The organism is Mycobacterium sp. MAC_080597_8934, from assembly GCF_000523975.1.
Classification (GTDB): domain Bacteria; phylum Actinomycetota; class Actinomycetes; order Mycobacteriales; family Mycobacteriaceae; genus Mycobacterium; species Mycobacterium avium.
Genome location: NZ_JAOS01000004.1, coordinates 31,724 through 46,549 on the forward strand (window position 1 = coordinate 31,724; position 14,826 = coordinate 46,549).

Annotated in this window: 5 protein-coding genes and 4 pseudogenes (1 of these 9 running past the window's edge); 5 read left to right on the plus strand and 4 right to left on the minus strand. The window is 70.7% G+C overall.

All coding sequences use genetic code 11. The features are described 5' to 3' along the window. The 5 genes and pseudogenes from NF20_RS27955 to NF20_RS02955 all read left to right on the plus strand — a co-directional run. Nucleotides 1–5,864 (plus strand): annotated as a pseudogene (locus NF20_RS27955) (amino acid adenylation domain-containing protein) (its annotated part extends 2,005 nt beyond the left edge of the window); the annotation flags it as partial. Nucleotides 5,865–6,041: 177 nt separating this feature from the next. Next, nucleotides 6,042–7,052 (plus strand): annotated as a pseudogene (locus NF20_RS28880) (alpha/beta fold hydrolase); the annotation flags it as partial. Nucleotides 7,053–7,211: 159 nt separating this feature from the next. Further along, nucleotides 7,212–9,016 (plus strand): annotated as a pseudogene (locus NF20_RS02945) (N-acetylglutaminylglutamine amidotransferase). Next, nucleotides 9,013–10,806 carry an N-acetylglutaminylglutamine synthetase gene (gene ngg / locus NF20_RS02950; protein ID WP_009977198.1) on the plus strand — a complete coding sequence of 598 codons (1,794 nt, stop codon included), beginning with the start codon at nucleotides 9,013–9,015 and terminating at the stop codon, nucleotides 10,804–10,806. Before NF20_RS02945 ends, ngg begins: the two are co-directional and overlap by 4 nt. 3 nt (nucleotides 10,807–10,809) lie before the next feature. Then, nucleotides 10,810–12,300 carry an MFS transporter gene (locus NF20_RS02955; protein WP_003876371.1) on the plus strand — a complete coding sequence of 497 codons (1,491 nt, stop codon included), beginning with the start codon at nucleotides 10,810–10,812 and terminating at the stop codon, nucleotides 12,298–12,300. A 239-nt stretch (nucleotides 12,301–12,539) separates the two neighbouring features. On the opposite strand, the pseudogene NF20_RS25910 reads toward NF20_RS02955, so the two are convergent. From NF20_RS25910 to NF20_RS02975, 4 genes and pseudogenes are all read right to left on the minus strand, one after another. Further along, a pseudogene (locus NF20_RS25910) lies at nucleotides 12,540–12,852 on the minus strand (serine/threonine protein kinase); the annotation flags it as partial. Nucleotides 12,853–12,973: 121 nt separating this feature from the next. Beyond that, nucleotides 12,974–13,315: a hypothetical protein gene (locus NF20_RS02965; RefSeq protein WP_044089410.1), complete on the minus strand. Its 342-nt coding sequence runs from the start codon at nucleotides 13,313–13,315 to the stop codon at nucleotides 12,974–12,976. 165 nt (nucleotides 13,316–13,480) lie between these two features. After that, complete coding sequence (locus NF20_RS02970; RefSeq protein ID WP_003876373.1) at nucleotides 13,481–14,191, minus strand: pyrimidine reductase family protein; 711 nt, start codon at nucleotides 14,189–14,191, stop codon at nucleotides 13,481–13,483. A gap of 2 nt (nucleotides 14,192–14,193) precedes the next feature. Continuing rightward, nucleotides 14,194–14,691 carry a flavin reductase family protein gene (locus tag NF20_RS02975; RefSeq protein WP_009977188.1) on the minus strand — a complete coding sequence of 166 codons (498 nt, stop codon included), beginning with the start codon at nucleotides 14,689–14,691 and terminating at the stop codon, nucleotides 14,194–14,196. Nucleotides 14,692–14,826 lie beyond the last annotated feature (135 nt).

Below are 14,826 nucleotides of genomic sequence, written 5' to 3' on the forward strand. Positions count from 1 at the left end.
TAGCCCAATTCGACTCCATCCCAACGGTTTTCGCTGAGCAGGCCACCCGCACCCCGGACGCCGTCGCGCTGGTCTACGAAGACCGCTCGTGGACCTACCGCGAGCTCGAAGAGGCCGCCAACCGGGTGGCGCACCGGCTGGCGGGCTTCGGGGTGGGCGCCGGCGAGCGGGTGGCCCTGCTGTTTTCCAGGTCGGCCGAGGCCATCGTCGCGATCCTGGCCGTGCTCAAGGCCGGCGCCGCCTACCTGCCGATCGACCCGGCGCTGCCGGACGAGCGGATCGGGTTCATGCTGGCCGACGCCGCGCCGATGGTCGCGATCAGCACCGCCGAGCTGGCGCCGCGGCTGCACGGCCACCACGTCGTCGTCCTCGACGTGCACGACCCGGCCGTCGACACTCAGCCGTCGACCCCGCTGCCGCCGCCGGGTGCGGACGACATCGCCTACCTGATCTACACCTCGGGCACCACCGGTGTGCCCAAAGGCGTTGCGGTGAGCCACCGCAACGTGACGCAGCTGCTCACCGCCGATTCCGGGCTGCCGCGCGAGGGCGTGTGGTCGCAGTGGCATTCGCTGGCCTTCGACGTGTCGGTGTGGGAGATCTTCGGCGCCCTGCTGCACGGCGGCCGGCTGGTGGTGATCCCCGACTCGGTGGTGCGCTCGCCGGACGACTTCCACGCCCTGCTGGTCGACGAACAGGTCAGCGTGCTCAGCCAGACCCCGTCGGCCGCCGGCACCCTCTCACCCGAGGGCCTCGAATCGACCGCCCTGGTGGTCGCCGGCGAGGCGTGCCCGGCCGAGCTGGTCGACCGGTGGGCCCCGGGCCGGACGATGATCAACGCCTACGGCCCCACCGAGGCCACCGTCTACACCGCGATCAGCGCGCCGCTGCAGCCCGGGTCACCGGCCGGGGTGCCGATCGGCTTCCCGGTCCCCGGCACCGGCCTGTTCGTGCTCGACGAATCGCTGCGGCCGGTGCCGCCGGGCGTGGTGGGCGAGCTCTATGTCGCCGGCGCCGGGGTGGCCTGCGGCTACTGGCGGCGCGGCGGGCTGACCGCATCGCGGTTCGTGGCGTGTCCGTTCGGGCGGCCGGGGGCGCGGATGTATCGCACGGGCGATCTGGTGCGCTGGCGCGGCGACGGGCAGCTGGACTACCTGGGTCGGGCCGACGAGCAGGTCAAGGTCCGCGGCTACCGCATCGAACTCGGCGAGGTGCGCTCGGCGCTGGCCGCGCTGGACGGGGTGGACCAGGCCGCCGTCGTCGCCCGCGAGGACCGGCCGGGGGACAAGCGGCTGGTCGGCTACATCACCGGGGACGCCGACCCGGCCGAGGCCCGCGCCCGGCTGGGCGAGCGGCTGCCGGCCTACATGGTGCCGGCGGCCATCGTCGCGCTCGACGCAATCCCGTTGACGCCCAACGGAAAACTCGACACCCGCGCCCTGCCCGCACCCGAATACTCCGACGCCGGCCAATACCGCGCCCCCGAAACCCCCGTCGAGCAGACCCTGGCCGCCATCTACGCCCAGGTGCTGGGCGTGCAGCGGGTCGGGGTCGACGACTCCTTCTTCGACCTGGGCGGCGACAGCATCTCCTCGATGCAGGTGGTGACCCGGGCCAAGGCCGCCGGCCTGGCGGTGCGCACCCGCGACATCTTCACCGAGCAGACCGTGGCCCGGCTGGCCCGGGTGGCAGGCGTGGCCGACGAGGACGGCGGGCCGGCCGACGAGGGCACCGGCGAGGTGACGGCCACGCCGATCATCGAATGGTTGCGCGGCGTGAACGGCCCGGTCGATGAGTTCAACCAGACGATGGTGCTGCAGGCGCCCGCCGGCGTCACCGAGGCCGACGTGGTGGCGGTGCTGCAGGCCCTGCTGGACCGGCACGCCATGCTGCGGCTGCGCGTCGACACCGCGGCGGACACCGGCGAGTGGTCGCTGCAGGTGCCCGAGCCCGGGTCGGTGGACGCCGCGCAGCGGGTGCACACCGTGGACGAGCTGTCCGACGCGGCGATCATCGAGGCGCGGTCGCGGCTGAACCCGGCCGCCGGCGTGATGCTCAGCGCCCTGTGGGTGGGCTCCACCGGCCGGCTGGTGCTGATCATTCATCACCTGGCCGTCGACGGGGTGTCCTGGCGGGTGCTGCTGGAAGACCTCAACATCGCCTGGGGCCAGCATCACAACGGCCAGCCGATCGTGCTGCCCGCGGGCGGCACGTCATTCGCCCGGTGGGCGTCGCTGCTGGCCGAGCACGCCTCCTCGCCGGCGGTGGTCGAGCAGGCCGACGCCTGGCGGCGGGTCGCCGCGACGCCGCCCGCGCTCCCGCCGGTGCGCCCCGAGGCGGACACCTACCAGAGCGCCGAGAACCTGGCGGCCACGCTGGACACCGAAACCACCCGCACGCTGCTCGGCGAGGCGCCCGCGGCGTTCCACGCCGGGGTCAACGACATCCTGCTCATCGCGTTCGCGCTGGCCTGGGCCGAGTTCCTGGACAGCGCGGACGCCCCGATCGGCATCGACGTCGAGGGCCACGGCCGGCACGAGGAACTGGCCGCCGGCGTGGACCTGTCGCGCACCGTCGGCTGGTTCACCACCAAATACCCGGTCGCCCTGACCGTCGGCGCCCTGGAGTGGGAGCAGGTGACCTCCGGCGCGCCGGGGCTGGGCGCACTGGTCAAAGACGCCAAGGAGCAACTGCGCGCCCTGCCCGACCCGCTGAGCTACGGGCTGCTGCGCTACGTCAACACCGACGTCGACCTGGACGGCGCCGACCCGCCGATCGGGTTCAACTACCTGGGCCGGCTGGGCGGCGCGGCCGCCGAGCTCTCCGACGAGCTATGGCGGATCAGCCGCGACGGCTCCTCGGCGACCGCCACCAGCACCGCGGTGCCCATGCCGTTGATGCACACCGTGGACCTCAACGCCGGCACCATGGACACCGAGCACGGCCCGCAGCTACACGCCAACTGGACCTGGGCGCCCTCGGCGCTGAACCGCGACCAGGTGACCCGGTTGAGCCGGCTGTGGTTCGACGCCCTGGCCGGCATCTGCGCGCACGTGCGCGCCGGCGGCGGCGGACTGACCCCGTCCGACATCGCGCCCGCGCGGCTGACTCCGCCGCAGATCGACCAGCTCGAGCGCCAACACCGGATCGCCGACGTGCTGCCGCTGACCCCGCTGCAGCAGGGCCTGCTGTTCCACGCCAACACCACCCGCGGCGGCGACGACCATCTCTACGTGGTGCAGCTGGATCTGACATTGACCGGCCCGCTCGACCGGGACCGGCTGCGCGAGGCCATGCACACCGTGATCAGCCGGCACCCGCACCTGGGGGCCCGCTTCTGCGATCAGTTCGACGAGCCGGTTCAGGTCATCCCGGCGGATCCGACGATGGCGTGGCGGTACCTCGAGCTGCATGCCAACGGCAGCGAGTCCGACGCGCAGATCCGGCGGCTGTGCGCCGGCGAACGTGCCGCGGTCTACGACCTGGCCGAGGCGCCGGCGGTCCGGGCCGTGTTGATCCGCACCGGGCCCGACCGGCACCGGCTGGTGCTCACCATCCACCACATCGTGCTCGACGGCTGGTCGGTGCCGATCCTGCTCAACGAGACGTTCGCCTGCTACACCGGGCAGCGGCTGCCCGCGCCCGCGCCCTACCGCAGGTTCGTGACCTGGCTGGCCGAGCGCGACCTCGACGCCGCCCGCGCGGCGTGGGGCGAGGCGCTCGCCGGTTTCGACACCCCGACACTGGTCGGGCCGCCGCATTCGCTGGAGCCGGGCGCCCGAGGCGTCCAAGCGTTTGCGGTGTCCGCGGAGATCACCCGGGCGCTCGGCGAGCTGGCCCGCGCCCACCACACCACGGTCAGCACCGTGCTGCAGGCCGCGTGGGCGCAGCTGCTGGTGTGGCAGACCGGTCAGCACGACGTCGCGTTCGGCACCACCGTGTCGGGCCGGCCCGCCGAGGTGCCCGGCGCCGACTCGATGGTGGGCCTGATGATCAACACCGTCCCGGTGCGCGCCCGCATCTCCGCGGCCACCACCACGACCGATCTGCTGGCCGAGCTGCAACGCGGTCACGCCGACACGCTGGACCACCAGCACCTGGCATTGAGCGAGATCCACCGAATCGCCGGCCAGGACAAGCTGTTTGACACGCTGTTCGGCTACGAGAACTACCCGCTGGACACCTCGGCGCTGGCCGTCGACCACGAGCTGACCATCAGCGACGTCAACCTGTTCGAGCGCAACCACTACCCGTTGACCATGCAGGCCGCCCTGTCCGGCGACCGGCTGGGGCTGCGGGTGGAATACGACGCCGGCATCTTCGACGCGGCCACCATCGAGGCGCTGAGCCGGCGGTTGGAGCGGGTGCTGATCGCGATGACCGCCGACCCGGCCCGGCCGCTGTCGTCGGTCGACCTGCTCGACCCGTCCGAGCGTCAGCGCTTGGACGACATCGGTAACCGGGCGGCACTGGCCGGGCCGCCGCCCGCGCCGCCGTCGATCCCGGTGTTGTTCGCCGCGCGGGCGGCGCAGACCCCGGATGCGGTGGCGATCAGCTGGGATGGCCTGTCGATGACGTACCGGGAACTCGACCAGGCCGCCAACCGGCTGGCGCACCTGCTGGCCGATCACGGTGCCGGCCCGGGACAGTCTGTGGCGCTGCTGTTTTCGCGGTCGGCGCACGCGATCGTCGCGATCTTGGCGGTGCTCAAGACCGGGGCGGCCTATCTGCCGATCGATGCGGCGGCGCCGGCCGCCCGGGTCAGGTTCATGCTCGCCGACTCCGCGGCGGTCGCCGCGGTCACCACCGCGGGTCTGCGGTCGCGGCTGGACGGCTGCGACGTGGCGGCCATCGACATCGAGGACCCCCGGATCCAGACCCGGCCGAGCACGCCGTTGCCGGCGCCCGCACCCCACGACATCGCCTATGTCATCTACACCTCGGGTACCACGGGTGTGCCCAAAGGTGTTGCGGTCACGCACCGCAACGTGACGCAGCTGCTGGAGCCCCTGGATGCGGGACTGCCGTCGCCCGGTGTGTGGACGCAAAGCCACTCGTATGCCTTCGATGTGTCGGTGTGGGAGATCTTCGGCGCGCTGCTGCGGGGCGGACGCCTGGTGGTGGTGCCCGAGGCGGTGACCCGCTCCCCGAAGGACTTTCACGCCTTACTGGTCGACGAAGAGGTCACCGTGCTGACCCAGACGCCGTCGGCGGTGGCGATGCTCTCGCCCGAGGGGCTGGAGTCGGTGTCGTTGGTGGTGGTGGGGGAGGCCTGCCCGGCCGAGGTGGTGGACCGCTGGGCGCCCGGGCGGGTGATGGTCAACGCCTACGGCCCGACGGAGACCACCATGTGCGTGGCCATCAGTGCGCCGCTGGCCCCGGGTATGGGGTCACCGCCGATCGGTGTGCCGGTCGATGGTGCGGGGTTGTTTGTGCTCGACGCGTGGTTGCGGCCGGTGGCCCCCGGCGTGGTCGGCGAGTTGTATGTTGCCGGCGCCGGGGTGGCCGCCGGGTATGTCGGACGGTCCGGGCTGACCGCCTCGCGGTTCGTGGCGTGCCCCTTCGGCGAGCCCGGAACCCGCATGTATCGCACCGGGGACCTGGTGTGTTGGCGTCCCGATGGGCAGTTGGACTATCGGGGTCGCGCCGACGAGCAGGTCAAGGTTCGCGGGTATCGGATCGAACTCGGCGAGGTGCAGGCGGCGCTGGCCGGGCTGGACGATGTCGAGCAGGCGGTGGTGATCGCCCGCGAGGACCGGCCCGGCGGCAAGCGGCTGGTCGGCTACATCACCGGTACCGCCGACCCGGCCGAGGCGCGCACCGCGCTGGCCCAACGGCTGCCGGTGTACATGGTGCCGACCGCGGTGGTGGCGCTGGACGCCATCCCGTTGACGCCCAACGGAAAAATCGACACCCGCGCCCTACCCACACCCGAATACACGGGCAGCCGCTACCGGGCCCCGTCCAACGCCGTCGAGGAGACCGTGGCCGGCATCTACGCCCATGTGCTCGGCGTGGAGCGGGTCGGCGCCGACGACTCCTTCTTCGAACTCGGCGGCGACAGCATCTCGGCGATGCGGGTGATCACGGCGATCAACGCCAGCCTGGGCGTCGAGCTCGCGGTCCGCACCTTGTTCGAGGCGCCCACCGTCGCAAGCCTGAGCCGGCGGGCGCAGACGGATACCGCTCGCGGCGGACAAGCCGAAGAGATCGTGCCCGTCCAGACCCTGAAAGAGGGGACCGGCGCACCGCTGTTCTGCATCCATGCCGCCGGCGGGCTCAGTTGGTCATATCAGGTGCTCGGCAATCATCTGGATTGCCCGATCATCGGAATTCAACAAGCCGAACCGCAGCACGCCGCGCCGCGGTCGATTCGCGAGATGGCGCAAAGCTACGCCGACAGAATCCAGGAAACCTATCCCGACGGCCCCTACCATCTCGTCGGCTGGTCGTTCGGCGGCGTCGTCGCCCACGAACTCGCGATCGAGCTGCAGCGGCGCGGGTGCGCAATCGCACGCCTTGTCCTCCTCGACGCTCAACCCGGTCTCGACGGCAGCGTCACCGCACCCGACGCTGCCCTGGCCGAGCAGCACATGATGGAAGAAGCCCTGCGGTCGCACCTGGCCGCCGCCGATCACGACCAACCGCACGCGCATCGGCAGTTCAACCAACTCGTCCGTGAAGCCGGAGCCGAAGGCATGTCTCGACACAAGCGCCTTTTCGATGTGCTTTTCGGGAATGCCCGAAACAATATCGAGCGCAGCAAGATTCACGAGCCCGGTGTTTTCCTCGGCGATGTGACCATCTTCTCCGCGGTGCGTGATCACGAGGATCGCAGTGCGCTCCTCGCCGAGAATTGGCGTCCGTACGTTGCCGGCGACATCGTCATCCACGAGATCGACTGCACGCATGACGAGATCCTCAATGCCGATGTGGTGGATTCGTACGGGCAGCGCCTCGGGCAACTGCTGGGCGCGCAACGTCGCCGGGAACTGACCCCACCGCAACGATTCGGGGCGGACCCCGGCGACGACGAGCCGCCCGTCCGGTGATGAGCGATTTCGCCGGCCCGTCGCGACGGTGCGATTCATTTCACACCGGCGTCGATCGCGGTGATCACCGCGCACGGATCGCGGCCGTAGCTGGGCCGTTGCAGCGCTTTTGGCGGAGGTCACGCGCGCTGGGAATCGGGCAACGGTAGGGTCGAAGAGGTGTGCGGAGTCACCGGGGAGGTACGACTCGACGGGCGGGCGCCCGATGTAGCCGCGGTCTCGGCGATGGCCGCCGTGCTGACACCACGCGGCCCCGACGCCGGCGGCGCCTGGTCGCAGGGCCGCGTCGCGCTCGGGCATCGTCGCCTCAAGATCATCGACCTGACCGAAGCCGGCGCCCAGCCGATGGTCGACTCCGAGCTGGGCCTGTCCATCGCTTGGAACGGCTGCATCTACAACTACAAGGAACTGCGCAGCGAGCTGTCCGGCTACGGCTACCGGTTCTTCTCGCACAGCGACACCGAGGTCCTGATCAAGGCCTACCACCGGTGGGGCGACGACTTCGTCAGCCATCTGTTCGGCATGTTCGCCTTCGCCATCGTCGAACGCGACAGCGGTCGGGTGCTGCTCGGCCGCGACCGCCTCGGCATCAAACCCCTCTACCTGACCGAGGACAGTCACCGGGTCCGGTTCGCCTCGACGCTGCCCGCGCTGCTGGCCGGCGGCGGCGTGGACACCCGCATCGACCCGGTCGCCCTGCACCACTACATGAGCTTCCACTCGGTGGTGCCCGCCCCGGCCACCATCCTGCGCGGGGTCCGCAAGGTGCCGCCCGCCTCGCTGGTCGCCATCGAACCCGACGGCAAACGCACCGTCACCACCTACTGGGCGCCCGATTTCACCCGGCACGCCGACCGCGCCGACTGGTCCGAACGCGACTGGGAGGACGCCGTGCTGTCCACCCTGCGACTGGCCGTCAAGCGCCGGCTGGTGGCCGACGTCCCGGTGGGCTGCCTGCTGTCCGGTGGTGTCGACTCCAGCCTGATCGTGGGTCTGCTCGCCGAAGCCGGCCAACACGGGCTGTCCACCTTCTCCATCGGCTTCGAGTCGGCGGGCGGGGTGAAGGGCGACGAGTTCCAGTACTCCGACATCGTGGCCCAGCGCTTCGAGACCAACCACCACCAGATCCGCATCGACTCCGCCCGGATGCTGCCCGCGCTGGACGGCGCCATCGGCGCGATGAGCGAACCGATGGTCAGCCACGACTGCGTCGCCTTCTACCTGCTCAGCCAGGAAGTGGCCCGGCACGTCAAGGTGGTGCAGTCCGGGCAGGGCGCCGACGAGGTGTTCGCCGGCTACCACTGGTACCCGCCGATGGGCGATCCGGCCGCCGCCACCCTGGACGGGGCCGTCGCCCAGTACCGGCGGCCTTCTTCGACCGAGACACCGCCGGCGTCGCGCAGCTGGTCGGACCCGGCATCCTCGCCCCGGGCGACCCCAGCCTGCGGTTCGTCACCGAACACTTCGCCCAGGCCGGCGCCGAGACCGGCATCGACCGCGCGTTGCGGCTCGACACCACGGTGATGCTGATCGACGACCCGGTGAAGCGGGTCGACAACATGACGATGGCCTGGGGGCTGGAGGGCCGGGTGCCCTTCCTCGACCACGAGCTGGTCGAGCTGGCCGCCACCTGCCCGCCGGAGTACAAGATCGCCCACGAAGGCAAGGGTGTGCTCAAACAGGCTGCGCGACGGGTCATTCCGTCCGAGGTGATCGACCGGCCCAAGGGCTACTTCCCGGTCCCGGCGCTGACCCACCTGGAAGGCCCCTACCTGGACATGGTCCGTGACGCGCTGTACGCGCCGACCGCCAAGGAACGCGGTCTGTTCAACACCGACGCGGTCGACGCGCTGCTGGCCAACCCCAACGGCAAGCTGACCCCGCTGCGCGGCAACGAGCTGTGGCAGATCGCCCTGCTCGAGCTGTGGCTGCAGCGGCACGGTGTGACGGGCCCGGTTGCATGACCATGACCGATCCGGCAGAGGATCACCCCTCCGAGGCGATCACCCTCGGGCTGCACGACGCGTCGCCGCCCGAGATGGTGGACGCGATGGCCAAGGACGTCGAGCTCGAATTGGGTTGGGGCCGACTGATTTTCGGGCAAACCTTCGCCAATTCCCAAGAGCTGGTCGAGGCGCTGCGGCGGGAAGGGCCCGGCCGGCGCGACATCTGCATCTACGCCCGCGAATCCCATGTCGTGGTCGCCGAGGCGCCCACCGAGCTCTTCATCGACCCCAGCCACACCTACCGGCTGCGGTTCACCGGTAAGGAGAAGAGCCTGGCGCCCACACCGCTGGGCGTCACGGTCCGCACGCTCAACGACCCGATCGACGCCGACGCGATGAACCGGGTGTACGTGCGCTGCGGCATGGTCCCGGCCGGGGTGGACGTGATCTGGGAGAACCATCAGCACGTGCCCGCGGTGAAATACCTGCTCGCGGTGCGCGACGAGGACGGCGCCGTGGTCGGCACCGTCACCGGCGTCGACCACGAGTTGCTGTTCAACGACCCCGAGCACGGGTCGAGCCTGTGGACGCTGGCCGTCGACCCGGCCGCCGGGCTGCCCGGGGTGGGCGGCGCCCTGACCCGGGCGCTGGCCGAGCACTTCCGCAGCGCCGGCCGCGCCTACATGGATCTGTCGGTGGCGCACGACAATGCCGCCGCCATCAGCCTGTACGAGAAGCTGGGCTTCCGCCGCGTGCCGGTGCTGGCCATCAAGCGCAAGAACGCGATCAACGAGCCGCTGTTCAGCCCGCCGCCGGAGACGGTCGACGACCTCAATCCCTACGCCCGGATCATCGCCGACGAGGCGCTGCGCCGCGGGATCTGGGTCGAGGTGCTCGACGCCGAGACCGGCGAGATGCGGCTAACCCACGGCGGCCGCAGCGTCATCACCCGGGAATCGCTGTCCGAGTACACCTCGGCGGTGGCCATGTGCCGGTGCGACGACAAGCGGTTGACCCGCCGCCTGGTCTCCGAGGCGGGCATCACCGTGCCGCGCGCCCGGCTGGCCACCTTCGACGAGGGCGACTTCGCGTTCCTCAAGGAGGTCGGCGAGGTCGTCGTCAAACCCACCCGCGGCGAGCAGGGCAAGGGCATCACGGTCGGGGTCACCGCCGAGAACGGGCCCGACGACCTGTCCGCCGCCCTGGCCCGGGCCCGGGCGCAATACCCGGACGTGCTGATCGAGCAGCGGGTGCCCGGCGACGACCTTCGGCTGGTGGTGATCGACGGCCGTGTCGTCGCCGCCGCGCTGCGGCTGCCGCCGGAGGTCATCGGCACCGGCGAGCACAGCGTGCGGGACCTGATCGCCGCCGAGAGCCGGCGCCGCTCGGCGGCCACCGGCGGCGAATCGCGCATCCCGCTCGACGAACTCACCGAGGCCACCGTCGCCGAAGCCGGCTGGAAGCTCGACGACGTGCTGCCCCAGGGCACCCGGCTGCGGGTGCGCCGGACCGCCAACCTGCATCAGGGCGGCACCATCCACGACGTCACCGCGCAGGTCAACAGCGAACTGTGCCGGGTCGCGGTGACCGCGGCCGAAGCGATCGGCATCCCGGTGACCGGCATCGACCTGCTGGTGCCGGACGTGACCGGCGCCGACTACGCCTTCATCGAAGCCAACGAGCGGCCCGGGCTGGCCAACCACGAACCGCAGCCCACCGCCGCGGCCTTCATCGACTTCCTGTTCCCCGGTCACCCCGGCCAGCCGCAGGCCTGGACTCCCGAGGAATCCCGCTTTGCCCGGGGCTGACGCATGAGCGCCGGCGCGCAGACCAACACCATCACCACACACGTGCCGGCGCGGCTGGACCGGCTGCCGTGGTCGCGGTTCCACTGGCGGGTGGTGATCGGCCTGGGCGGGGTGTGGGTGCTCGACGGGCTCGAGGTCACCATGGTGGGCAACGTCTCGGCGCGGCTGATGGAGCCGGGCAGCGGCATCGCGCTCAACCCGGCACAGATCGGCATGGCGGCCGCGATCTACATCGCCGGAGCATGTTCCGGTGCGCTGTTCTTCGGTCACCTGACCGACCGGTTCGGGCGGCGGAACCTGTTCATCCTCACCCTGGCCCTCTACCTGATCGCCACCGTGGCGACCGCGTTCGCGTTCGCCCCCTGGTATTTCTTCCTGACCCGGTTCTTCACCGGCGCCGGCATCGGCGGTGAATACGCCGCCATCAACTCGGCCATCGACGAGCTGATCCCGGCGCGGGTGCGCGGCCGCGTCGACCTGGTGATCAACGGAACCTATTGGCTGGGTTCGGCGGCCGGCGCCGGCGGCGCCCTGATCCTGCTGGACACCTCGAACTTCGCGGCCGACCTCGGCTGGCGCCTGGCCTTCGGCATCGGCGCCATCCTCGGCATCTTCGTGCTGCTGGTCCGACGCAACGTCCCGGAAAGCCCGCGCTGGCTGTTCATCCACGGCCGCGAGGAGGAAGCCGAGCACATCGTCGGCGAGATCGAGGAGGCGGTCCAGCAGCAGACCGGCCGGCCCCTGCCCGAGCCGCAGGGCAAGGCGCTGCGCATCCGTCAGCGCACCGCGATCTCGTTCCGGGAGATCGCCGCGGTGGCCTTCAAGCTCTACCCGCGGCGCGCGGTGCTCGGCCTGGCGTTGTTCATCGGGCAGGCGTTCCTCTACAACGGCGTCACGTTCAACCTCGGCACCCTGCTCAGCCAGTTCTATGCGGTGCCCTCCGGCATGGTGCCGGTGTTCTTCGTGCTGTGGGCGTTGAGCAACTTCGCCGGGCCGCTGCTGCTGGGGCACCTGTTCGACACGGTGGGCCGCAAACAGATGATCACGCTGACCTACATCGGTTCCGCCGTCGTCGTGGTGGCGCTGGCGCTGGTGTTCCTCACCCAGGCCGGCGGGGTGTGGGCCTTCATCGGCGTGCTGATCGTGGCGTTCTTCCTGGCGTCGGCGGGTGCGAGCGCGGCGTACCTGACGGTCAGCGAGATCTTCCCGATGGAGACCCGGGCGCTGGCGATCGCGTTCTTCTACGCGATGGGCACGGCGATCGGCGGTATCACCGGCCCGCTGCTGTTCGGTCAGCTGATCGACTCGGGCCAGCGCGACCACGTGGTGTGGTCGTTTTTGATCGGGGCGGTGGTGATGGCGGCGGCCGGGCTGGTCGAGCTGTGGCTCGGCATCGCCGCCGAGCAACGCCCGCTGGAGGACCTGGCCCTGCCGTTGACGGTGGACGACGCCGAAGACACTGAGCCCCAAGGGGATTCGGCGCCCGTCGACTGATCAGCCGGTGAGTTTGGTCAGCCAGCTGGGGTCCTGATAGTTCACCGCCCTGGTGCCGTCCCAGACGAACGGGGTGGAGTTGGCGTTGACCCCGGACAGCGTCGAGTAGCCGTTTGCCGCTTTGGTCTTGGCGGTGCCGAGCTCGTCGCCGGACTTGATGCAGGCGATCGCGTCGGCCCCCGCGCCGACCGTCTTGGCCAGTTGGGCGAGTTCGCCGTCGGTGCGGTCCTCGACGCCGTTGCCGGCCAGGTCCTTGCCGTCGATCAGCCGCATGTCGACGTAGAGCTGGCCGTCGATCTCCCCGAAGTCGTGGATCGGCACCACATGCGGTTCGTGCAGCCGCCCGGCGGTGCGCGCCTCACGCTGCATCCGCGACCGGAAGACCGGGTCGTTGGACAGGGCCGGCGACATCAGCTTCAGCGCCACGATGCGTTCGCGGACGGTGTCCTCGGCCGCGTAGACGTCGCCCATGCCGCCGCGACCGACCAACTGCCACAGGCGATACGGCCCGAATTGCGAGCCCTCCCGCGAATCCGTGCTCGTGTCATCCATCGGCGACTCCTCGTCCGCCAGCCATGCGCCGCAAACCGGCTGCCGGCGCCCGGGCAGTGGCGTGCAGGCATAAGGCGCGGGGCACGGCGAAGAGCGAAAGCCAGCTAATTCGGTGGGGCGCTCAACGCGGGTCGTCGTCGCCGATGGCGCGGTCGGTGAGCCCTTCCCGGGAAAGCGCCCGCACGAATCCGTAGGCCTGCATCCCGGACGGGCCGGGATTGTCCAGAATCCACTCGTTGATCTTGTCCAGCGCGTTGGCCAGGTCGTCGCGCTTGACCCGGATCAGGTAGGTCTTGCGGTCGTCACCGGGATCCTCGGTGGCCTCGGCGACGGCGACGGGATTCTTGAACGCATACGCGATGCCGTGCACGGCGTCGTGGTTGAGCGCCCATTGGATTTCGCTGGGGCGCAGCCGGTTCACCGCCAGGTTGCGGTAATCGCGGTCGTGGTCTGAACTGCTCACCTGGCCGGCGATCCTTTTCTGTGGGCACGGGTTGCGTGGGCGCTGGGCAGCGGTCAACTGAATCAACTGAAAGGTGATGTCGCGGGAGGCGATTCGATCACGTTTCGAGCCGGGCATTTTCATCATAGGAACAGGCGTGGCCGGCTGCATGCCGAGCGCGGCGGCTCAGCGGCGGTACCGCAGGAACAGATAGTCGTCGCAGACCAGTGCGTGCGCCAGATGCAGGCCAACCGGGGCGGTCAGCCGCGCCGGGTGCACCCGGTAGCCCAACGGCTGGCTGGCGGCCAGCTTGGGGGCCAGCGTCACGCACAATTCGGTGAGGGCGTCGGCCTCCACCAGCTCGTCGAGCAGGGTGGGGCCGCCCTCGCACAGGATGCGATGCATGCCGGCCTCGCGCAGCATCGCGACGGCGCGGGCCACATCCACCGTCTCCTCGCCGGCCACCAGCACGTGCTGTGCGTCGAGGTCGGGCCGGGCCGCGGTGCGCGCGCAGGTCACCAGGATGGGCGGCTGCTCGGGGTCGCTGAACAGCCGGGCGGGCAGCTCGCCGCTGCGGCTCACCACGGCGATCGGGGGCGGCGCGGCGCGCCCTTCGTGCAGCCGGCGGGCCCGCGCCGCGTCGGTCAGCCGCACCGGGCCGTAGTTCTCGGCCCGGGCGGTGCCGGCGCCGACCAGCACGACGTCGGCCAGCCCGCGCAGGATGCGCAGCAGCCGTTGATCGGTGCGGCAGGACAGCGGGCCGGCGCGGCCGCCGAACGCGGCGGCGCCGTCGGCGCTGAAGATCATGTTGGCGCGCACCCCATCCGGGGGATCGGCATAGAAGGGCGCGAGCTCGATGATGCCGGGCACGGCGCTGATCCGGGGCGGCGAGTTCACCCTTACGCCTCGTGTCCCGGTTCCAGGTGGCGCACGTCGCCGAAGGACACCCAGCTTTCCAGCTGCCGCGGCGGGCTCCCGTCGACGGGGGCGAGCAGGTGCCCGACGTGATCGCCCAGCGAGAAACGATCCAGGATCTCGCCGGCGAACCATGCGGCGGCGTCGTCGAGGATGGGCAGGCGGTGCGGGCCGGGATGCCAGGAACAGCGGTCGAACTTGTCGACCTTGTCGCTGGTCTGGCTGCCGAACAGCTCCGCCACGTCCAGGTGGTCGTGGTCGAACACGTGCACGGCCAGGTGGGTGGCGTCGCGCGCGGTGCGGAAGGTGTGGTTGCGCCGCGACAGGCCGACCAGGAACCGGGGCGGGTGGATGCTGGCCTGGCTGGCGAACCCCACCAGGCAGCCGGCCGGGGTGCCGTCGGACTGGGTGGTGACGACGAACATGGGGTAGTTCAGCAGCGCCACCAGCTTTTCGAACGGGTCGGTGCGGGGATCGGCCATTTGCTCAGTCTTCCCCGTCGCCCCGTCGCGGAACCATCCGCAGCGCCCGGCAGTCGCACCGCGCCGCGGCCGGCCCGTGTGACGTATCGTTTGACAGCATGGCGACAGCCAGCCGAGCCGCCGTTGCGCCGCTGC